General features: G+C 59.6%; 20 protein-coding genes and 2 pseudogenes. 8 read left to right on the top strand and 14 right to left on the bottom strand.

Features of this window, described 5'->3' with window-relative positions; genetic code table 11:
* The first annotated feature begins 16 nt into the window (after positions 1–16).
* The 7 genes from bioB to groL all read left to right on the top strand — a co-directional run bounded on the left by bioB (position 17) and on the right by groL (position 7511).
* Positions 17–1030 (top strand): biotin synthase BioB, encoded by a 1014-nt coding sequence (bioB, locus tag NKH38_RS30095; RefSeq protein WP_352546061.1) that lies wholly within the window; start codon positions 17–19, stop codon positions 1028–1030.
* On the top strand, positions 1027–2178 hold the full coding sequence (locus NKH38_RS30090) for an 8-amino-7-oxononanoate synthase (protein ID WP_352546060.1): 1152 nt from the start codon (positions 1027–1029) through the stop codon (positions 2176–2178). The genes bioB and NKH38_RS30090 overlap by 4 nt, the downstream gene beginning before the upstream one ends.
* Positions 2175–2810: a dethiobiotin synthase gene (bioD, locus tag NKH38_RS30085; RefSeq protein WP_023673640.1), complete on the top strand. Its 636-nt coding sequence runs from the start codon at positions 2175–2177 to the stop codon at positions 2808–2810. Before NKH38_RS30090 ends, bioD begins: the two co-directional genes overlap by 4 nt.
* Positions 2810–4075 (top strand): adenosylmethionine--8-amino-7-oxononanoate transaminase, encoded by a 1266-nt coding sequence (locus NKH38_RS30080; protein ID WP_023673641.1) that lies wholly within the window; start codon positions 2810–2812, stop codon positions 4073–4075. Before bioD ends, NKH38_RS30080 begins: the two co-directional genes overlap by 1 nt.
* Positions 4072–5055, top strand: coding sequence for a 3-oxopimeloyl-[acyl-carrier-protein] synthase BioZ (bioZ, locus tag NKH38_RS30075; RefSeq protein ID WP_023685574.1), 984 nt, complete (start codon positions 4072–4074; stop codon positions 5053–5055). Before NKH38_RS30080 ends, bioZ begins: the two co-directional genes overlap by 4 nt.
* 432 nt (positions 5056–5487) lie before the next feature.
* The gene (groES, locus tag NKH38_RS30070) at positions 5488–5784 is read left to right on the top strand and encodes a co-chaperone GroES (RefSeq protein ID WP_019863563.1); all 297 of its coding nucleotides are present in this window, start codon (positions 5488–5490) and stop codon (positions 5782–5784) included.
* Between the two features lie 62 nt (positions 5785–5846).
* Positions 5847–7511 carry a chaperonin GroEL gene (gene groL, locus NKH38_RS30065; RefSeq protein WP_286460910.1) on the top strand — a complete coding sequence of 555 codons (1665 nt, stop codon included), beginning with the start codon at positions 5847–5849 and terminating at the stop codon, positions 7509–7511.
* Positions 7512–8354: 843 nt separating this feature from the next.
* Here the strand turns inward: groL and NKH38_RS30055 are convergent.
* From NKH38_RS30055 to NKH38_RS29990, 14 genes and pseudogenes are all read right to left on the bottom strand, one after another.
* A pseudogene (locus tag NKH38_RS30055) lies at positions 8355–8513 on the bottom strand (ATP-binding protein); the annotation flags it as partial.
* 172 nt (positions 8514–8685) lie between these two features.
* Positions 8686–9222 (bottom strand): DDE-type integrase/transposase/recombinase, encoded by a 537-nt coding sequence (locus NKH38_RS30050; protein WP_352765546.1) that lies wholly within the window; start codon positions 9220–9222, stop codon positions 8686–8688.
* Between the two features lie 306 nt (positions 9223–9528).
* Entirely contained in the window at positions 9529–10215 is a 687-nt protein-coding gene (locus tag NKH38_RS30045; RefSeq protein ID WP_023679590.1) for a response regulator, read from the bottom strand.
* A 718-nt stretch (positions 10216–10933) separates the two neighbouring features.
* Positions 10934–11974 carry a P-type DNA transfer ATPase VirB11 gene (gene virB11 / locus NKH38_RS30040; protein ID WP_352765545.1) on the bottom strand — a complete coding sequence of 347 codons (1041 nt, stop codon included), beginning with the start codon at positions 11972–11974 and terminating at the stop codon, positions 10934–10936.
* The gene (virB10, locus tag NKH38_RS30035; RefSeq protein WP_352765544.1) at positions 11958–13097 is read right to left on the bottom strand and encodes a type IV secretion system protein VirB10; all 1140 of its coding nucleotides are present in this window, start codon (positions 13095–13097) and stop codon (positions 11958–11960) included. Before virB10 ends, virB11 begins: the two co-directional genes overlap by 17 nt.
* Positions 13090–13974, bottom strand: a complete 885-nt coding sequence (locus NKH38_RS30030; protein ID WP_023690639.1) for a TrbG/VirB9 family P-type conjugative transfer protein — start codon at positions 13972–13974, stop codon at positions 13090–13092. Before NKH38_RS30030 ends, virB10 begins: the two co-directional genes overlap by 8 nt.
* A complete protein-coding gene (locus tag NKH38_RS30025; RefSeq protein ID WP_023707035.1) occupies positions 13971–14684 on the bottom strand; it encodes a type IV secretion system protein VirB8 in 714 nt (237 codons plus the stop codon). The genes NKH38_RS30030 and NKH38_RS30025 overlap by 4 nt, the downstream gene beginning before the upstream one ends.
* On the bottom strand, positions 14681–14839 hold the full coding sequence (locus tag NKH38_RS30020; protein ID WP_081726271.1) for a type IV secretion system lipoprotein VirB7: 159 nt from the start codon (positions 14837–14839) through the stop codon (positions 14681–14683). The genes NKH38_RS30025 and NKH38_RS30020 overlap by 4 nt, the downstream gene beginning before the upstream one ends.
* A gap of 27 nt (positions 14840–14866) precedes the next feature.
* The gene (locus tag NKH38_RS30015) at positions 14867–15754 is read right to left on the bottom strand and encodes a type IV secretion system protein (RefSeq protein WP_023762840.1); all 888 of its coding nucleotides are present in this window, start codon (positions 15752–15754) and stop codon (positions 14867–14869) included.
* 58 nt (positions 15755–15812) lie between these two features.
* A complete protein-coding gene (locus NKH38_RS30010; RefSeq protein WP_023673704.1) occupies positions 15813–16496 on the bottom strand; it encodes a TrbJ/VirB5 family protein in 684 nt (227 codons plus the stop codon).
* A gap of 13 nt (positions 16497–16509) precedes the next feature.
* The gene (gene virB4, locus NKH38_RS30005; protein WP_352765541.1) at positions 16510–18879 is read right to left on the bottom strand and encodes a type IV secretion/conjugal transfer ATPase VirB4; all 2370 of its coding nucleotides are present in this window, start codon (positions 18877–18879) and stop codon (positions 16510–16512) included.
* Entirely contained in the window at positions 18879–19205 is a 327-nt protein-coding gene (locus NKH38_RS30000; RefSeq protein ID WP_023673706.1) for a type IV secretion system protein VirB3, read from the bottom strand. The genes virB4 and NKH38_RS30000 overlap by 1 nt, the downstream gene beginning before the upstream one ends.
* Positions 19205–19510 carry a pilin major subunit VirB2 gene (gene virB2 / locus NKH38_RS29995; protein WP_023673707.1) on the bottom strand — a complete coding sequence of 102 codons (306 nt, stop codon included), beginning with the start codon at positions 19508–19510 and terminating at the stop codon, positions 19205–19207. Before virB2 ends, NKH38_RS30000 begins: the two co-directional genes overlap by 1 nt.
* 74 nt (positions 19511–19584) lie before the next feature.
* Positions 19585–20370, bottom strand: coding sequence for a type IV secretion system lytic transglycosylase VirB1 (locus tag NKH38_RS29990; RefSeq protein WP_352765539.1), 786 nt, complete (start codon positions 20368–20370; stop codon positions 19585–19587).
* Positions 20371–21663: 1293 nt separating this feature from the next.
* On the opposite strand from NKH38_RS29990, the pseudogene NKH38_RS29985 reads away from it, so the two are divergent.
* A pseudogene (locus NKH38_RS29985) lies at positions 21664–21756 on the top strand (DNA-binding response regulator); the annotation flags it as partial.

Here is a 21756-nt window from a genome sequence, read left to right as displayed (position 1 = left end):
AGACCGGAGGAACAGCATGGAGATGCAAACGGCAAGTTCAACGCAGACACCGCCACAGGCCAAATCTCTTGACCCCCCTGACCCTGGAGCGTGGACCTTGGAGAAGGCTCAGGCACTTTACCATGCCCCCTTCAACAATCTCCTCTTCCTGGCGCAAACGGTGCACCGCCAGAATTTCGATCCAAACAAGGTCCAGCTCAGCCGGCTGCTCAGCATCAAGACCGGAGGATGCCCGGAGGATTGTGGCTATTGCAGCCAGTCGGCGCGTCACGAAACCGGGTTGGAGGCGTCCAAGCTGATGGATGTCAGGCGCGTCATCGCCGAAGCGACCAAGGCGCGTCATGCCGGCGCCACCCGTTATTGCATGGGCGCGGCCTGGCGAAACCCCAAGGCGCGCGACATGGATGCGGTGGTGGCGATGGTCGAAGGCGTCAAGGCGCTGGGCCTGGAGACCTGCATGACACTCGGCATGCTCGATCTTGAGCAAGCCGCTCGACTGAAGCAGGCGGGCCTCGACTACTACAACCACAACATCGATACGTCAGAACGCTACTATAGCGAGATCATCGGTACGCGGAGCTTTGCCGAGCGGCTCGAGACGCTTGACCACGTTCGCAAATCCGGCATCAAGGTCTGCTGTGGAGGCATTGTCGGCATGGGGGAGGAGCCGGTGGACCGGATCGACATGCTGGTGACGCTGGCCAATCTGCCGGAACATCCGCAAAGCGTTCCGATCAACATGCTGATCCCGATCGCCGGTACGCCGCTTGCAGACGCCAAGCCCATTGAGCCGATCGAATTCGTGCGCGTGATCGCGCTGGCGCGCATCATGATGCCGAAATCGCATGTCCGTCTGTCCGCCGGCCGCACCGCGATGACCGACGAGATGCAGGCGCTGTGCTTTTTTGCCGGCGCCAACTCGATCTTCTTCGGCGACACGCTGCTGACGGCGGACAACCCCGGTGAGGACAAGGATACCCTGCTGTTCCGGCGCCTTGGCATCGATCCGATGGAACTCGAGGCGCGATGAACGGGGCGCCGCTTGCCCGTTTTGATGCGACCTTGCAGGGGCTAGCGCGCAAGGACCGGCTGCGGACGCTTTCGCCCCGCGCCGGGCTGGACTTCTCGTCGAACGACTATCTCGGGCTGGCCGCGTCCAGAAGACTTGGCGATGCGGTTGTGGCGGCGATTGCGCGGGGCACGCCGGTTGGCGCCACCGGGTCGCGGCTGTTGCGCGGCAATGCACCGGAACACGAGCAGCTCGAGGCAGATGCGGCGGCATTCTTTGGAGCCGACCGCGCGCTGTTCTTCGGCAGCGGCTACATCGCCAACTTCGCTCTGCTGAGCGCCCTGCCGCAGAAGGGCGATCTTTTGGTCCTCGATGAGCTCGTCCATGCCAGCATGCATGAGGGTGCGCAGGCCGGGCGCGCGCAGTTCGTGCTGGCCGCGCACAACGACGCCACCGCTGTCGAGGATGCGATTACACGGTGGCGCGTCGCAGGCGGCATGGGATGCGTCTGGATCGCGGTGGAAAGCCTTTACAGCATGGATGGCGACTGCGCGCCTTTGGAGAGCCTGGTCGCGCTTGCCGATCGGCACGGCGCATTCATCGTCATTGATGAGGCGCATGCCACCGGCGTCTGGGGACCGGACGGCCGGGGACTTGCCGCCGCTTTCGCGGGCCGCGACAACATCATAGCGCTCCACACCTGCGGCAAGGCGCTCGGCGCATCTGGTGGGCTCGTGACCGGGCCGAGGGCACTGTGCGAATATCTGATCAACCGTTGCCGGGCATTCATCTACGCGACCGCGCCATCGCCACTGATGGCGGTCGTGGCGCGCGAGGCACTCGCAATGCTCGCCGACGAGCCTATGCGGCGTGTTCAGCTGCATGAACGCGTCGCCAGCGCCGGCCGGTTGGTCAATCGCTGGGGTGTGACACCAAGTGGCTCTCAGATCCAGCCCTTAGTAATCGGCGATGTCAGGCGCACCATGGCAGTGGCGGCGCGCCTGCAGGCCCGCGGCTTCGACATACGCGGCGTTCGTCCTCCGACCGTGCCCGAGGGCACGTCGCGGCTGCGCATCTCACTGACGCTCAATATTGGCGAAGCCGACATTTCCGCCATGGTCGAGGCGCTGGTCGAGGTGTTCGCCGAAACATCACCGGAGGCGATATGACCCAACGCATCGTCATCACCGGAACGGATACCGGAGTTGGCAAGACCGTGTTTGCGGCTGGGCTCGCCGGTTTGCTGGACGGCTTTTACTGGAAACCGGTGCAATCGGGCCTCGACGGCGAGACCGACAGCGAGGTTGTCGCGCGGCTTGCCGGCTTGCCCTCAGAGCGCGTGCTGCCGGAAGCCTACCGCTTGCGGAGCCCGCTGTCGCCGCATCGTTCGGCCGAGATCGACGGCGTGGCGATCAAGGCTGCCGATCTTGCTTTTCCCGTCCTACCGACGCCGCTCGTCATCGAAGGCTCCGGCGGCCTAATGGTGCCGCTCAACCGGCGCACAAGGTTAATCGACATCTTCGCTGAATGGCGGCTGCCCGTTATTCTGTGCGCCCGCACCACACTCGGCACCATCAACCACACCTTGCTATCGGTCGAGGCGCTCCGCGCCCGCTCCATCCCGTTGGCGGGCATCGCTTTCATCGGCGATGAGATGGCCGATACGCAACGGACCATCGTGGAATTCAGCGGTGCCCCGCAGCTCGGCAGGCTGCCGCACCTCGATGTGCTGACGGGCAAAACACTGAGGGACGCAATGGTTGCCGGCTTCGCCTTCGCCTCGATTACTGGAGGTGACTGATGTCGCAGTCTCATGTGTGGCATCCCTTCACCCAGCACGCACTCGAGCCTGCGATCCCGGAAATCGTCCTGACTGAGGGCGCCTATCTCCACAGGGCCGACGGCGCCCGCATCCTGGACGCCATCTCCTCCTGGTGGGTCGTCACACATGGCCACCGCCATCCCCGCATCATGAAGGCAATCGAGACAACCGCGTCGAGCCTCGACCAGATTATCTTTGCGGGCTTCACGCACGAGCCGGCAGAGCGCTTGGCCAAGGCGCTTGTCGGCCTCGCTCCCGCTGGACTCGACTGGGTGTTCTATTCCGACAGTGGCTCGACCTCAGTCGAAGTCGCGCTGAAGATGGCGCTCGGTTATTTCCGCAACATCGGCGCGCCGCGCTCGCGCATCGTCGTCATGGAGCACAGCTATCATGGTGACACGATTGGAACGATGAGCGTCGGTGCGCGTGGCGTGTTCAACGCCGCCTATGAACCCTTGCTGTTCGAGGTCGACATCATCCCCTTTCCGGCCGCGGGGCACGAGCAGGAGACGCTGGATCGTTTCGAGGCTGTGACCCGCGATCGACGAGCCGCAGCCTTGATCGTCGAGCCGCTGGTGCTGGGCGCCGGCGGCATGCTGATGTATCCAGCATCGGTTCTGGCCGAATTGAAGAAGATCACTGAGGCCTCCGGCTCGCTGCTGATCGCCGACGAGGTGATGACCGGCTGGGGACGCACCGGAACCATGTTCGCCTGCGAGCAGGCATCGATTTCTCCAGATATCCTGTGCACCTCCAAAGGCTTGACCGGCGGCACCATCCCGCTGGCCGTAACGCTTGTCACCGATGCCATCTTCCGGGCGCACTATTCCGAGGACCGGAAGAAGACGTTTTTCCATTCGAGCTCCTACACCGCCAATCCGATTGCCTGTGCGGCAGCACTCGCCAATGTCGAGATCTGGCGCGACGAGCCAGTGGCCGGGCGGATCACGGCCTTGAGCGTGATGCAGGCCGTCGGGCTGCAACGCTTTCGGGACAATCCATATTTTGCCGACTGTCGAGCCACGGGAACGATCGCGGCGCTCGACCTGCGAACCGGTTCAGCAGGTTATCTCGCCGAGATTGGTCCGAAGCTGCGCGCTTTCTTCCTCGAGCGCGGCCTACTTGTGCGCCCGCTCGGCAATGTCCTCTACCTTCTGCCACCCTATTGCATCGCAGGCGACGAGCTCGAACGACTCTATGACGCCATCGAGGAGGCCGGGGAACGCTTCGGGTCAAGGCCATGAGCAAGTCGTCGCGCATTCTCGGACTTGGCCATCACGTGCCTGGGCGCAAGGTGGCCAATGCCGAGATCGAGAGCAATCTCGGCCTCGAGCCGGGCTGGATCGAAAGGCGTACCGGAATCCGTTCGCGCTTCTGGGCAACGGACGAAGACACGCTGTCGGGTCTTGCCACCCGGGCTGGCGACATGGCGCTGGTGAACGCCGGTATTGCGCGCCACGACATCGGTCTGCTGTTGCTTGCCACCTCGACGCCCGACCATCTTCTGCCGCCAAGCGCGCCGCTGGTCGCACACAAGCTTGGCCTTGGCCGCGCAGGCGCGGTCGATCTGACCGGCGCCTGCGCCGGCTTCATCTATGCGCTCATGTTTGCGGACGGGTTCACCCGCCTGCATGGCAAACCAGCGCTGGTCATCGCCGCCAACATCCTCAGCCGCCGCATCAATCCAGCCGAGCGCGCGAGCTCAGTCTTGTTCGCCGATGCCGCCGGCGCCCTGGTGATCGGTCAGTGCGATGATGCTGATCGGGGCATTCTCGGTGCCTCGGTGGCTTCGGACGGCTCGCGCTACGGGCTGATCCAGATTCCCGCAGGAGGAAGCAACACGCCGTTCCATGGCGACCTCGACCTCGGGCAGACCCGGATGACGATGACCGACGGGCCCGAAGTGTTCGCAAAAGCCGTCGAGATGATGACCGATTGCTCGACAGCCGCGCTAGCCACTGCGGGAGTGCGGCCACACAATGTCGGCCGGTTTGTGCCGCATCAGGCCAATACTCGGATTTTCGGCGCGGTCGGAAGAAACCTCGGCATTGCGGACCAAGCAATTGTCAAGACGATTGCCGAATACGGCAACTCTTCGGCCGCGACGGTCCCGCTGTCGCTCTCGCTCGCCAACCAGATGAAGCCATTCCAGCCAGGAGAGAAAATCCTTCTGGCGGCGGCGGGCGCGGGTCTCAGCGGCGGCGCTCTCGTGGTTGGAATCTAGCCGGCCGGCTCACGCGCGCAGGATTGGTCATGAACGGCAATAGGAGCAACAGAACCAATGCCAAAAAATGGCCTTCTGAAGCTCGACATGACCAAGCTGACGCAGCACGACCCGTGCGAGCCTCTGGATGAGTTCAAATGCAACACCCGTTGCACCAATCGTACCATCTGAATAAAGCTCAATTACAAAGGGTGAGCCGCCCCATATATGTCGGATACCCGACATTGTTCACATAAAAGGCTCGATGCTTACACGCTCTTTGCTGCCTGCTCTTTGCTGTCTTCTCTTTTCTCTTTGCTCTTTGCTCTTCCGTCTTGACTAGCAGGAGCCTGCGGCTTATCTCATTGCCGCGTTAGCACTCGCTTCGGCTGAGTGCTAGGCATGCTCCGGCAACGGAGCACCGTTCAACATCCGCACCAAGGAAATCCAAAAATGGCAAAGTCGAATTTCCGGCCGCTGCATGACCGCGTGGTCGTACGCCGGGTCGAATCCGAATCCAAGACCGCCGGCGGGATCATCATCCCGGATACGGCAAAGGAAAAGCCGCAGGAAGGCGAGATCATCGCCGTCGGCTCCGGCGCTCGCGACGAAGCCGGCAAGCTGGTCCCGCTGGACGTCAAGGCCGGCGACCGCATCCTGTTCGGCAAGTGGTCGGGCACCGAAGTCAAGCTCAATGGCGAAGACCTTCTGATCATGAAGGAATCCGACATTATGGGCATTATCGGCTGATCATCGGCCTCACCGTCAACTAATTTCGGGCTTGATCGCAAGCCCCTGCCAGGAGCTAAAAAATGGCTGCCAAAGACGTAAAATTCTCCCGCGACGCCCGCGAGCGCATGCTTCACGGCATCAACATCCTCGCCGACGCGGTGAAGGTGACCCTCGGTCCCAAGGGCCGCAACGTCGTCATCGACAAGTCGTTCGGCGCACCGCGCATCACCAAGGACGGCGTCACCGTCGCCAAGGAAATCGAACTTTCCGACAAGTTCGAAAACATGGGCGCGCAGATGATCCGCGAAGTTGCTTCGAAGACCAACGACATCGCCGGTGATGGCACCACGACCGCGACCGTTCTGGCGCAGTCGATCGTCCAGGAAGGTAACAAGGCCGTTGCCGCCGGCATGAACCCGATGGATCTGAAGCGCGGCATCGATCTGGCCGTCACCGAAGTGGTCGCGGCTCTCGGCAACGCTGCCAAGAAGATCAAGACCTCCGAGGAAGTTGCCCAGGTCGGCACGATCGCCGGCAATGGCGACGAGTCGGTCGGCAAGATGATCGCCGAAGCGATGCAGAAGGTCGGCAATGAAGGCGTCATCACGGTTGAAGAAGCCAAGACCGCCGAGACCGAGCTGGAAGTCGTCGAAGGCATGCAGTTCGACCGCGGCTATCTCTCGCCCTACTTCGTCACCAACGCCGACAAGATGGTTGCCGAGCTCGAGGACGTCTACATCCTCCTGCACGAGAAGAAGCTGTCCAACCTCCAGGCCATGCTGCCGGTTCTCGAAGCCGTCGTGCAGACCTCCAAGCCGCTGCTCATCATCTCGGAAGACGTCGAAGGCGAGGCTCTGGCCACGCTGGTCGTCAACAAGCTGCGTGGCGGCCTGAAGATCGCCGCCGTCAAGGCGCCGGGCTTCGGTGATCGCCGCAAGGCCATGCTGGAAGACATCGCCATCCTCACCGGTGGCCAGGTCATTTCGGAAGACCTCGGCATCAAGCTCGAGAATGTCGGCCTCAACATGCTCGGCCGCGCCAAGAAGGTGTCGATCTCCAAGGAGAACACCACCATTGTCGACGGCGCCGGCAAGAAGGACGAGATCCAGGGCCGCGTTGCCCAGATCAAGCAGCAGATCGAAGAGACCACGTCGGACTACGACAAGGAGAAGCTGCAGGAACGTCTGGCGAAGCTCGCGGGCGGCGTCGCGGTGATCCGCGTCGGCGGCGCGACGGAAGTCGAAGTCAAGGAAAAGAAGGACCGCGTCGATGACGCCCTCAACGCGACCCGCGCGGCCGTGGAAGAAGGCATCGTTGCAGGCGGCGGCGTCGCTCTCCTGCGCGCTTCGGCCAACATCAAGGTCACCGGCGTCAATGCCGACCAGGCTGCCGGAATCAACATCGTTCGCCGTGCACTGCAGGCTCCGGCCCGTCAGATCGCTTCGAACGCAGGTGCTGAAGCTTCGATCGTTGCCGGCAAGATCCTCGACAACAAGGGCGCGACCTACGGCTACAACGCCCAGACCGGCGAGTATGGCGACATGATCGCCATGGGCATCGTCGACCCGGTCAAGGTCGTTCGCACCGCTCTCCAGGACGCGGCCTCGGTCGCCGGCCTGCTCGTCACCACCGAAGCCATGATCGCGGAGGCTCCCAAGAAGGAGTCGGCCGGCGGCGGCATGCCTGGCGGCATGGGCGGCGGCGGCATGGGCGGCATGGGCGGCATGGGCGGTATGGATTTTTAATCCAGCCCCTATCAACTTACAGCGGACAGGGCGGCAGCAATGCCGCCCTTTCCTTGTGTGCCGAACATGATCGAAACCTTGGAGTGCGTCCCGAGGATCTCGTTCGAGCCTCACCGCATGGTCGAGAATTAGGATCTTGTCTGATCGAGCAATTCGCGGGCTCAACCTGGTCAAACCGGCGCCCCCTACGAACTGCCCGGTCCTTGAGGATTCCGCTGCGCGACAATCACGATGATTCATTCAGTTGGTAGCTATAGGCGGTGAATCATGAGGGGCATTGAGGATCGTGGCAAGGCGCCCATCTCGGCATTTAACTCCATCGAGCGTGATATCAGGGACAATTCTCTCGTCGGAACCGGCGTCTGGCGTTGAAGGACCCGGTGAATCATCCTGATCTATAGTGGAGCAGACGCGCTCTGAGCCTCAAGAGCGTTTCCTCCTCTGAGTATCCTTGATCTGCCGCTGGACATTCTCGTTGATATTGCTGAGCGGCTCAGCCCGATGGATCTGCTGAGGATTTCGCACACAAATCAAGAGCTGCGTGTCGCCGCGATGATAGTCGCAACGCCTCAAGAAAGGCGGATTCAGGTTCAGGCCATCTGTGGCAGCCCTTGCACCGGGCTCCAGCAACGTCTCGTCGTCGTGGCCGAGGGGCCTCGTGACCCCGACGACTGCGCTTCGGCCTTGTGGGGCCTCGGAGCGGGCGTGGCAGCGCTTGCACCCGAGCTCCAGCGGCGTCTCATCCTCCTCGCCGAAGACCATTGCCCTGGAGGGCCTCGGAGCAGGCGTGGGTGGCGGACATAGCAGCCTGTCCCATACCTATGAATACGTTTGGCTGAAGCAGACCGATGGCTGCGCGTCGAAGCCGAAGCCGTCGAGTTCGCGGACAAACGGGAACTGCGCGATCTTGCTCGACATGAGCGTGTCGAGCTGGTCCCGGATCGCCGTCAACTTCAGCCGATCCAGGATTGCGATCAGCAGGTCATGATCTAGGGTCGTCATCACCAGCTCCCTCCGGCCACCGCTCCGCACTCGGCGAGTGGCCGCAGCAAGGTGGCCGGGGGTGATCTTGATCCGCTCGGCGCGCACCGGCCCTTCGAAGCCGGCAACGCCGACAAAAGGCTCTGTCGCAAACCTGGAAATGGGGTTGTGAACGGCCATTTCGGCCTGTCCGTCAGGCAGCGAGGAGATCGAAACAGCGATCGACAGACTTGTAGGCATACCTCGCCTGTCGCTTGCCCATCATGTGGATCATCTCGATGCCGGAGAGGATAACCACGTCGTTCGCATGCGACTTGAAGCCGAGCATGGATCGAATGCGGCTTGATACGCCGGTGATCCTGTTCGATCCGATTGTTGAGATGCCGGCTATTGCGGAGCGGATCGGCTTCAGCGGTCGCCGCGATCGCTGCCGCAGCCGGCTTTCAGCGTCGCAGGAAAGGATTGCTTCGTAATTGGTCGGGCTGCCGTCGATGACGATGCGCTCCGGCCGGCCATGGCGCGTCAGCGCCTTGCGGAGGAAGCGTTGGGCCGCCACCTGGTTACGGTTTTCGCTAAAGAAGAACTCGACCGTATCGCGGAGGATGTCGATAGCGCGGTAGAGATACCGCCGCGGACCTTGATGTACGTCTCGTTTGCTGCCGACCACACGCTTGCGCCGGTTGAAGCGCTCCAGCAGCTGCGGCGAGAAGTGGGCGACCCAGCGATGCACAGTGGAGTGGTCGACCTCCAACGCGTTCGGCCATCATCTCTTCCAGATCGCGCAGGCTCAGAGTGTAGGCCAGGTACCAGCGCACGCACAGCAGGATCACCGACTGGTCGAAATGGCGGCCCTTGAACATCACGTGCTCCTCCACAGCTGAGGCGTTTTTCTTGCCATGCTCGCTTACAAAAAGGTTTGCGACAGAGCCGTTCGAACCGCATGCCGACACCATCGTCAAGGGCGGCCGCGGTGTCCATTATGGCCACAAGCTCAACCTGACGACGGCAGGCAGTCTGTTCTTTCAATTTAGACCAACTATGCGGATGCCGCCTCAGTCAATTCAAGAATGTAACCAATGCCGCGCATGGTCGTGATACGTGGCGTTGCACCTGACCTACTCAGGTGTCCACGTAAGCGATAGATTCCGACTTCAAGCGCGTTGGCAGATACCTCGTCGTTGAACGAATAGAGGTGATCTTCCAACTGCGCACGAGGCACGATGCGGCCTGCACGGATAAGCAGATGCTCTAAAATACATAGTTCGCGGCGTGCGATCTTCAGAGGATGACCCGAGACGGAAACCTGTCGGCCGATCGGATCGAAATTGAGATTGCCAAATACAACGATGGGGTCGGTCACCTGTGTCGACCGGCGCAGAATGGCTCTCATTCTGGCGATGAGCTCATCGAAAGAGACGGGCTTGAGCAGAAAGTCGTCCGCGCCACCGTTGAAGATTGCAATCCGCTTCTCGAGATCGTTGATGCTACTCATAATGAGGGTTGGAACTGAATGCCCGTTGCTCCTTAGCTGTCTCAGCCAGCCCAAGCCATCGCCATCTGGCAGAGCCAACTCCAGCAGGAGAATTTCATAGGTTGCGCAACAAAATGCCCTCGACGCCTGTTCCAGGTTGCCAACTACATCAACGGCAAAACCGCTATCCCCGAGCGCAACTCGCACAGCGCGCGTAAGATCCACATGATGATCAATGAGCAGCGTTCGCATTTCACGTCCTATCAAGGTCGGACAGGTCACCGTCCGCTGTAAGACCGGGGCGACAGCGGAAGTCGCGCAACTCTTCGTAGTGTTCGTAACGCTCTTTCCGATGGGTGATCGCGGGAGCATGCAAGCCGCACGCCTGCAATAGTCGGGGATGGAACACGTGAAGACCTGTTGACGGGCTGAAACCGTCGGTCGGCCAGCCCACAATGCCACCGACTCTGCCTGCGATTTCTCTGCGCATCGATCCTCCTATGGGTTGCGTCGCAAACTCCAGCTGAGGTCGCAAGGGCAGGTTGCGGCTTTGTTCATTGAGAGGACCCCCTGGAGGCAATACCAGGAGGATTCCCTATATGGCACTTCCCGATTTACCACCGGTCATTCCGAACCACGTTCGGCGGCTTTGAAGACATTCATTGAGCGCGGCTAGGTAAATCAAGGGTACGACCTGCCGGGTGTCGATGCCGCTTTTGAAGCAGGCATCGGCACCAGCTCGGTGAGCGTCGCCCGCGCAATTCAGCGGACGCGCTCGATACACCCAGTCGAATCGTGCCGCGACTTGCCGCGCCGACAGGGCGCCCGAAGACTTCAGACTTGTGACCGAAGGTCTACGCCCAGCCCTCCTCCCATTATCCACCTCCCTCAAATCAAAGTGGACGTTCAATCTGAACAAATTACGCCATCGTATCACAAACGACTTACCGTTCCCCGACGTGCTCTAGCCTTAGTGCTTGTTAAGAAGGTCGGCTACTGTCTCTCCGCGTCGCCGGGCATCGGCGGCGAGCCACACCTCCCCCACCTCATACACGTCGCCGTGGGTACTGAACGGCACAATGACGTCAATGGCAGCCGACAGCAGGTCAAGAAGCGTGTGGTCTTCCACAGCAGCTCCTTGCGGGCTGCTCTTGACGAGTGAAAAGAGCTTTTTAAAGCCTTGGACCGGATCCGCCCCATGAATCGTTGATATTGATCCCGCATGGCCGGAGACGACTTCGCTAAGGTAGGCCCAAGCAGCATCATCGCGCATCTCGCCAAGCAATATTCGATCAGGGCGCATGCGCAAGCTGGCTTGCAACAGTTGCTCGGCTGTCACCGCACCTACGCTTGCTCGGTCCTTCGGATAGAGTAATCGGACATGGTTCTCGTGCGGGATTGCAAGTTCGAGCGTGTCCTCGATACTTATCAGCCTCTCTTGCGGGGGTATAGCGTTGATCAAAGTCTTGCTCATTGTCGTTTTGCCGCTTCCAGTAGGTCCGCAAAGCAGCATCGTGAGCCGCCCGCAAACGCATGCTCGCAAAAATTGCTCCAAGTCACCATGGTCGTAGTGCTGAAGAATCGTTTCGTCCTGCCGCTCTTGGCGCTCCTTTCCTGACCGCCATTGATTCCAACGCGAGTATTCGTAGCGAGAAGAAACTTCCTTGAGTTCGGTCACACGACTTGAGGGACGCCGTATCGTCAGGCTTATTGTTCCTGAGGGAACAGCGGGCGGCAAACAGATCTGCAGCCGCTCTCCGTTCGGCAGCTCAGTCGCACAGAGGGGGCTTTGCGGTCCGACATCTTGCTTGCGCAGCGCTCCAGCGAGGATCGCGATGTCCTCCAGATCGTCATAAGATAGCGGTAGCGGATGTTTCGTGAAAACGCCGGCCTGTCGGACAAAGGCTTCCCCAGGCCGGTTGATAGCGACCTCTTCGGTCCTTGGCTCCTCAAGCCATTTCAAAACAGGGTTGAGAAGCAAACGCAATTGAGGGTCAGCCTCCGGTCGCATTGTTGTCTCTCCGGCGTTGGCGATGTTGGGGGGCTGGCGCCACGGCGATCGGTCTAAGATCGTATACATCTGAGAAATCGAGGTCCCGAGCCACAAAGATCGATACAGCATCTCCCTGGTTTTTCTTCAGAGTTGGCGGAACGTTGATCGTTGCTCTAAGGGTCGTGTCAACGGCTTGTCCGGCGTTGCTCTGGAAGCTGTTGATGCCGCTTCCTCCACCTGAGCTGCCAGCGTATTGACCGGCGGCCTGAAACGCGCCTTGAATGACGCTCATGAGCATTGCTCCGCCAAAGCGCTGCCAGAAGTGATTATCCACCGTGCCAGGCATTCCGGAGCGGCCGAGCTCGTCAGCGCCCGGCGACGCTAGCGAAACGAGGGCATGGTCAGGCGTTTCGATGCGCGTCCACAGCACGAAGACACGCGCATCCCCCTGTTGGAGACCACGCTGGATCTCGCCAATCACGGTCGTCCCGCGATCCAAAAGCACCACGTTGTTGGTGGCGCCGCGGACGTCTTTAGGTAAGACGCACTTCACATAACCCGGTAAATTTGTGTCGACTGCCGTTTGCAAAATGCAGGGTATTATCGTTCCTTGGGTAATCACGAGATCAGGGTGCGGCAAAAGTGTGGCCCGGCTTGGCTCCTGTATATCTGGCTTCAATCGCCTCGTCAGATCGCCAGCCTCTGAAATCTCATGCGAGGTCGCGGGAGCATCCCTATGGTTGTCTTCGCTCCGCTGACCGTCGTTGGGCATTTGACCGCTGCCACTGTAGGCGAAAATTGGTGTTTCCTCCGGCGGCGGATCAGCTGGCGCCGGAGGCGGCATGGATGGCGCAGGATCTCCTGCCTGCGCCGCCTGTACGGGTGCTGGAGCTTCGGGAGCAATCTCAATCGGCACGGGGCGGAATGGCTCGGCGTCGGCGGCAATTGCAGGTTTTGGCTGAGTTGGCTCGTCTTGTGTACTGGGACGACCGCCGAGCCAGATGAGCGATAGAGATGAGATGAGAACAAGTGCAGCGATGGCCAACTTCTGCAATCCCGAAACATGCCGGCGGGCCGGCTCCGAGACCATCGATCCTGAGGCATGGACATCATGTCCCGACTGTGGGCCGGTTTCATTCATCGGCCGGGCCTTTCAAAACGCGCCACACGTCGGGTGTCACTGTACCGGTCCCTGGCGCTCGTCCCACAGGGTCATAAGCCCTGTTGAAAATGGACAAGACCGTATTGCCATCTCTCAGACGCCATTCCCGGGCGACTGCGGATACTTCAACATAGTCTCCTTTGACCGTGTAATTGGCAGCGGCTTCCTTGCCGTCGGGATTGATAATGTAGAGGGAGGGTATGCGGGAATTGCTTGCGAAGCCAAATACGGTGGTAAAGCCATTATCGAAAACTTCCAGCGGCGCCAGCGATCGATCGCCCTTTGCGACGTAGTGAAAATTGCTTTCGTCCGGACTGGTAGTTGCGGCGGGCCGATTCAACAAATCCTGAACTCTCTCGTCGCGCAGCACTTTCGCCCGGGCCTGACCAAGAATCGAGCGCCTTTCTGCGTCCTTTCTCTGAGCAGCAGCGTCATCAGCAGGATAGGTGAACTGCACACTGTAGTATAGGTCAGGTTGTTTCTCATCGAGTTTTGGCATCGCTCTCGTTGAAATACTGAAGACGTATCTCCGTGTACCGGACTCACTCTCGGCCAGCACGATGACCGGCTGCGGCGGGAGCATCCGGCTAGCCTTAAAAAAGAGATAGTTGGCGCGCGGGAGCGCAGCCAGGTCTTTGCTATTGGAAACGGCCACGGCTGCGACTGTCTCGTTGGCCGCGAATGTGACAACCAGCGTTGCCCCCACTGCGGTAGACAGGCGCACCACTTCGTCAGGACGGTAAGCCAGGTAGCGCATGCGCGCATCATGCTTGCCGGCAAGTGGTGTGTCTTCCGCGGACGCTTCCATCGTTAAGAAGAGTGAACAGACCAGCGCGAGAAACGCTCTTTTTGTCATGGCTGCACATAGCCCAGGTTCGATACGCTATCTTCCGAGCTTTGATAGGAAGCGACGAGTAGACCTCCCGGATTGGTGAGCCTCGATTGCCCAGGCAGACCCGTCAAGCGCTCGTAGCGGATGGTAGCTGTCCAGGTGGTCACTATCGGCATCTGCCCATCGACAACAAGCGTACGTTTGTAACGGATCTGTTGAACGTCCGGACTGATGTCGTTTGAAGAAATATGCCCGACCTCGAGCTTGCCGCGTTTGCCGACCGTGACTTGCGGCGAGGTGGGATTCGGATAGTTGAAGAAATCTTGATATTGCTGTCGCACAGCCGGCGCGCTGAAACTGGATACGAGGTCATAGGCGTATTGGGCTGTATCTGCTGTGTACCCCTCGCGCAGGCGTACATATTCCCACAGCGAAGCATTTATGACGGCTCGGTCTTGGGTTGCCGGCAGTCGAGAGACTGACACTTCGCTGTCGACGGTCCCATCCGGCCGGACCCAGAGGAACACAGGTACGAGCTTGGCCAACGGGACCATGGCAGCAATGGTAAATGCCTGGGCAACATTTCCTAGGACCGCCGCTGCGGCAAAGGCTATCAGGGCCTTTGACAGGCGCCGCGCAGACTTCGCTCGTGAAGTTTGAAACGCTTCCACCTTCTTATAGTGGGCGGCTAGCGTTTCTCTCTCCACCAGAAGGGCATGTTCAGGAACTTTCACTTTGGCTCTTCCGCGCATTCGACCCGAAGATCCTCAGGGGTGGTTTCCCATTGTCCCACGTTCAGTTGGAATGGGGCACCCGCGCACGTCGCAAGCCCATGGCTCGTCTTGCAGGCGGCCAAAGCGAGGATTGACAGAAGTAGGCAATATTTCATGTTTTTGGCACCGAGCTTGTCGATTGATTAACCACCCGCCGTTTTGGCAAAGTGGCGATTGAGGCTGTTAAGAGGTCGGTTCGCACCTCCCCAAGAGCCGCCGGCGATGCTGCTGGCGATCGTCGGAAGCGCGACGATCAGAGCGTCACCAGCTAGGAAAAGCATGTCGAGCTCGTAAAGCCCGATGATCTTGGCTGCTGTCGTGCCCGAGAATTTGATCATCAAAAGCATGGCTGCCAGCGAGACTGCTTCGGCAGCGATTACTATCGTTGCAACGATGTTGAGGAGGAGAAGCAGCAGCCCGTACGAGAGCAGTTGGCCGATCCATCTGGTGGCTATGTCTCGAGTGTGATCAAAAAGGTAGCCTACAAGGACCAGGGGGCCGATCGTCAAGAGCACCTTCGTCAGAATTCCAACGGCATCGTAGATCTCGAACGCTGTCCACAGCGCGCCGTAGAAAATCCATTGCGCTCCCTCGAAAGCAAGTATGTCCTGGCCGTTCATAGGCCCAATTTCGGAAGCAATCAGCTGAAAGACATACTGGCTTGAAGCAAACATGAGATCGAGCTTCTGGGGGATTCCGATGAAGGGCAAGTCGCTGCCACTGATGTCGTGAGCCAACCTCGGAATCGTGTCGTCGAAGAGCGCTTCAATGTACTGCTGATAGTTGGCCTGCCCTAAGATAAGGGCGACGACAATCGACACCATGATTACGCGCGAGATACCCCCGCGCGCATCGACTTGACCACGCATGACCAGACAGCCTTGGATTATTATCCAGAGCGTGACACACGCAACCAGAGGCGCACTGACCGCCGCTTGGACGTTTTCAAGCACTTTGTGCAGCCCGGACGTGAAGGCCCCATGAAAGATCGTGTGTATAGTCGTGAATGGCGCGGGAATTTTGAAATTCATGGCGTGAGCCTGATGTGTCCCTGATCAGCGCAGCTGAGCCTGATGAACTCTGTGTGGTTTACGGGAGGATGCTAAACATATTAGCGGTGTCCTGATGTTCGCGACGCTGCGTGGCGGCCTCCTCCACGGCGTGAAGGCTCCCTTGTGCAGTGGCCATTGTCAGGAGACTCGTGGCCTGGACATTTTGGATCATTGCATCGTGAATCTGCTTGAGGACCAGACCGTTGGTCACGGTGGCCTGCATAATATTTCCCGAGCGGGAAAGCTGACCAAGCGTGCCGGCGTTATCCTTAAGGCGCTTGTCCATCATGCCCAAAGTGTCGGCTGCAATAGCTGCGGCATTGGCGGCCCCGGCGATTTGTCCCTGTAACAGTTTCGCTTCTGAATCGGTGCCGTTGACTATCCGATTTGGGTCCTTCGCAATGTTACGGGCCATAATCGAAGCTGGCGCCCGAGCATCAAACATCTGCTCCTCCAGCTTATTGCTCGACGGGTAGTGATTTCCTTGGTTCAGTGAGCTTAGCAGTCCCGTGACAGCGAATGACGACGTTAGAATTGTCACCATTTCAATCGTGGTAGCGAGCGTCTCGATTGACCTCTCAAGGATCGCCGCATTGGAAAGCGCTGTTAAGGTCGCTTGTGTTTCTGTTACAGGGTCGCTGACGATAAATTGCGAACGGGCCTGTCCGTGAAGCAGAAGGGAAGCAGCAAGGGTCGTTACTGCAAGTTTGGCAAATTTCATGAATATTCCTCCGTCAGTCTTGAACTTCGTGGTACCGGGCCATGAACTTGTCGAGCCACCCACTTGGGGCGTCTCCGTGCTGGTTACGAAGCTGGTCGGCAAAGCGCACTGTGTTGGCCCGCCCCGAGAGTACGGCTACGTACTCGCGCATCTGCCCAAGATCGAATTCGCAAACAATACTCCCGCTATCGCGCTTGAGCAAAAACTTGCGGCTGCCGATTGCCATTCCCTGGCGGATTGCCTCGAACTCCTGCGCAGTGCACTTCAAGCCATCGACATACGCAGAGCGGTCCGCCGTCGGTGATGGGTAGAAAATTTTCGTCATACATTGCGCAACGAGACTAGCTCCGAGAGGCGATTCCAGAACGTGTTCAGGCTGCTGCGTTGCGAGTATCAACATGCCGTTGTTTTTGCGGACCGTGAGCAAGAACTTGTCGATAACGGCCGAGAATTGGGGGTTGAGTAGATAGAATCGAAATTCGTCGCAGCTCATGACGAACCGACGACCATCGACGATAGCGCCCACTCGATGCAGAAGGTATGCGGCGGCCGGTGCACAGACCTCCTCATATTCCAGGAGCTGCGTCATGTCGAAGCCCGTAATGGAGGCATCCAGCCTTACTTCGTCCACGTCGCCGTCAAAGGCCCATCCAAGCGCCCCCCCTCTACACCACCGCTGCAGCCGTGCTCCTGCGCCCTCGGAGGGGCTGTGCAATAGGAACTCGCGCAGGCCCGCAAGTGAGCGCATAGGGGGTTCGAACGAAAGCTGACGAACAATGCCGCGTTCCAGCCGACGGCTTTCCTCCGGCGAGATCGGACCACGGCCGTCACTCTCGATCAGGGCCATCAACCACTCGCGCAGAAAGTCCCGGGAGGCGGAGGTGTTGTCCAGTCCACGCAGAGGGGCCAAGCCGCTCGGAGCGCCTCTGCGCAACGCAAGATATGTCCCTCCCGTGGCTCGCACCAGCAGTTCACCACCCCGATCCTTGTCGAAGAAGACGATCGCACCATTGCGATCGACCAAGCTTTGCTCAAGCATCGCGAGGACAAAGGTCATCAGCGTCGTCTTGCCTTTGCCAACGGGCCCGAATATTGCCGTCATGCCGACGTCATTCTCATGGGGGATGTAGTCGAAAGAAGTTCCACCGTTTGTGCGAAAGCGCGCAACAGCATTGCCCCAGTGGCCGGAACTGGAACCGCTTGGGAAGTTCTCAAATGAGACGAGCCCGGCAAAATTGTGTGAGGTGATCGCCCCCGGGCGCGTGCGCCACCTGTTGTTCCCCGGAAGTTGGGACCAATATGCGGCCTCCATGCCGATGCCCTCTTGGACGATAACGGCGCCCGCGTCGGCCAGCCGTGCGCGGGCACTTGCTGCGCGATCTGCAAGGCTATTGAGGCTGTCGGCATAGACGCACAGGCTCAGATGATGCGAACCCATCACGAATTCGTTGCTTGCCAGTGCGTCCTCTGCCTCGGCAAGTTCATTGATCTGGGTGAGAGCCTTGTCGCCGGCACTCGTCATCTGGCTGGACTTAAGGCTTAGTTTGGCATGAGCTTGTGGGCGAGTGAGGAAGGAAAAGCTCTGGCTCAGGACAAGCGGGAAGTTGGCGGACAGCAAGGAATTTAGCATGCCCGGCCGCGTCGTCGCCGGATATTCACGGAACGAAAACAATGATCCGACGGAGCTATCCCCGGGCCTTCGAATCTCAAGCGCCCGCTTCCCGCAGATGACCTGGTCAGTGTAGATCGAGGCGCCAAGTGAGCCGGTAACCATCGGAACCGGAAGAAACCGGCAAGTCATCATGAGCCGAAGCGCCTCGCCGATTTCCGTGAAGAGCACGTTGCCTTTCTCACGAATGCCCAACCGGCGCAGACCGTAACCGCCGAGTGCGCCAGCAGTGATGTGCCAGAGGTCTTCCAGGCTCCGCATTTGGGTGGCTAGATCGTGCTCATTCCGTCTGCGGGACTTGGCAATCCGCAAGCCGATCTTGCCGATTGCGGTGCGGGGGGACACGATCAAAGTGAGGAAGTGATCGTTGCGAAAGAGCTTTCCCGACAGCACACGACGCTCGTAGGCCTCGCTCAGACTGCCAGCGAATGCACTTTGAAACTGGCGCGGCGCCGGCGCCGGCACATCGTTGTGTCTCACAAGATGAGCGTATATCGAGACATTGTCATCGGCGATGTTGCGCAAGAGAGTGTTGAACGCGCGGCAGCGCGAGTTGCGCATCTCAGCGTCTTCCAAATCAAAGGGCACACCGTTCACATGTGCCATGGCCATGATCGATCCGTCTTCCAGAAGGACAACCTGATCGCTTACGTGACCAACATACGGAAGGTAGATCTCGCCAGACCTCTCGGTCCGGCCGCTGGAGCCGAACATTACACCATTCCTCTTCCGCGTTTCGGCACTCTGATCGGATTGGCGCTGACGCTTGCGCCTCCCCAGACCGGCCCGTCCACGCTTCTGCCGGCCGTCTGCAAATAGAGCAGCACGACGCTTGCCGCGTTATAGTCACGCTCAACAACCAGCCGTGCTCCGAACCAGAGTGGCACGAGAACGATTTCGTAGAGCGGGTTCTGAAGGATAATGATAACAAGCCCAGCCAACATCATGAGCAATCCGGCCAGCGTCAGCGGCACCCCCAGAAACAGTGCGGGGCGCGTCGCCGCCACATAGAGGGTGCTCACTTCCAACCGGTCGCTCATCAGCCGCCGCCTATGAGCGCCTTGCCCAGGAAGCTGGCCCCGAACATGATGACGATCCCTCCAACGACACCCGCAACCAGGCCAAGTGAAGCACGACCGAACATCCAAGAGATACCGATGGCTACGAGCCCGAGCACGGCCAGTGATTGTCCAAAGGGGCCAAGTATGAACGTGCAGATATTCTGGACCATCTTGGCAGGATCCGTCCCTCCGGTCACCTGAGCCGCGGCTGGCCCGCTGTAGAAGACCGTCCACGCCGCGCCTGCAGCAGCGGCCGGTACATATTCAGCCGCCATGCGCAGCATGGAAAAAGGCGAAGGAACACGCGTTTTAAGCGCACGAAGTATCTTGAGTGGCGTCATCATTGCATCTCCATGTTTCAATCGAATACGAGTTTGTTCGGGTTCGCGGGTTCTCGTGCTTTCGCAGCCTGGCTGCCTGTCGGACCGGAGGGATCGGCCCCGGAGCGGTCTGGCTGATACGAGCCCCAGATGTCCCAAGAATCTTGGTTGGGCTGCTTCTTTCTATTGGCCTGTTGGCTCTGCTGGAGCAGAGGCGGCACGGCTTTCCGACCGGGTGCCTCAAGGTGCGGCACATCTCGAGCAGTCGGCTCCGGCGTTCGCTCAAGGAGACTTGAGATGTCCTTTGCGGCCGACTCGACCTTGCGTACATAACCGTTGGCGAAGCCACGCGTGACGTCGCCCGTGTTATAGGCCGAGATGGCACGGCGAAGCGCCAGTTGCTGTGCCACAGCAGTGGTGCCGCCGGCATACCGGCTTTCAAGCAAGTGGGCGGCAGCCGAAAGCGAGGCGCAGGGCTCGAAAGCCCTTTCCGGCGTAAGATTGAGCATGGCAAAGTTCTTGCTGTTTATCTGCATCAATCCAACATCGACAGAATGTTGTGCTTCGAGGCGTTCCTTGATGCCCCGCGTGGCTTCCAGGTGGTCTATCCAGCGAAGCTGCTCACCTGTGGTGTTGTCATGAGCCACCAGCGTGTCAAAGCCACTTTCAATCTTGGCAATCGCGGCGAGGGTGGACGGCGCAACCCAGGGAGCGCATTTGCGCGACAGGCTGCGGAACTCACGCGGAGAAAGTGGCGCGGGCTCGGCTGGGAGTGACATGGATGTCAACAGGACGACGGCCAGCGGCCAAGCTGCAATAAACATTCCCTATCACCTACCTTTCCAAGCCGCCGGACGGGTTCTGGCCCTGTCCGGCACGCGCTTATCGGGGAGGTTTGTTACTGTGTGATGTTCAAGTTCAGCTTTTCGGTTTCAATTGAAGCAAAGACCGTGTTCGTATCAGCGTGGGTAAGCATCTTGCGCATGCGTGGGTGGCGCGGGCCCGATCAGCCAGCGACATCCGGAGCGTCTTGGTACAATGACTCCTGTACAGGATTTTGCTCGTCCCGGCCGTCCGTTGCTCCTGGAGTGTGGGCCGCGACTTTGGCGTCATGGACGGTACTTCTGTCAGCGCCAAGCCAAGGACAAAATGGGGAGCTTGGCGGGCTTGTTCAGGCTCGGGATCACCGTGGGGAATCGACTAAGGCGATAAAGCGGCCCAACTTTGCCGGTATGCTGCCGGTCCTTAAAGAGCAGCCATGCGCGGCCCTGCATACTCAGATCATTGCTTGAGACGCGAGCTCGTCCGCGAAGCTGGCTCGAAGGCGCAAATCCGCGGCGGCGAGGGTCAACTGGGAAGACGTGGCGGCGCAGCCCATCCTGGTGCGAGCCTCGTTCAGCTGTTCGGCCGCCGCCGCCAAAGGGTGGATCATGCACAGTCCCATCGGCAGATAACCGCACGTCATTGACGCAGTCCGACGGCGCAATGGACAAGCATAGTGACACGCTCAAGATGGAGGAGTTGCAGTAACTGAGAAATGTTAGCCCGGACGTTCACCGCAACCGGCGACCTGCCGGTCGCCGAACAGCATTTGAGGCCGCCGGCCACCTTGGACGAAGCCGGCTTGGCAGGAGACACACTATTTTGCACAAGGCCGCTGCAGCGAATCACGGTCTTCTTCCGCCGATCGCCTCTCCGATCAAGCCAAACGCCGCGCTGCTCAACCATGTCCGAGCTGGATCCACGAGCCGGATGATATCGAGATGATCCAGGTCCGCAAACTCCAGGATGACCAGGATGCAAGGGCATAGCAGGAAACTTGGCATCCATGAGGTCGAACTTGGGTGATATTGGCAGGCCTGCACCAACGGGGGAGCTCGAAGCGAAAAAGCGAAGGACCACACGGCAGGGTCATGTCGGCGCTGGGACCTGTCTGGTGGCCACGGGCTGCCTTGGTGCGGTCAATTCGCTGGGGATGAAAAGAACAGGACGAGCACGGCCTCACATTGGCCGCACGCAACGGCGAGTGGTATCAAGGAGCAGCTGTTCTGGGTCGGTGCCCCAGGGTTGCTCGGCAACAGGTTTAGACAAGGGGATTCAAGATTGAAGGTGTGCCGTTGAAACATGTTCTTGTCATTGACGATGATGCCGCAATGCGGCGCCTCATCGCCGAGTATCTCACGATGCATGCCCTGAAGGTAACCGCAGTC

Source organism: Mesorhizobium sp. M1078 (assembly GCF_040318615.1).
Taxonomy (GTDB): Bacteria; Pseudomonadota; Alphaproteobacteria; order Rhizobiales; family Rhizobiaceae; genus Mesorhizobium.
This window is presented reverse-complemented; position numbering and strand designations above follow the sequence as displayed.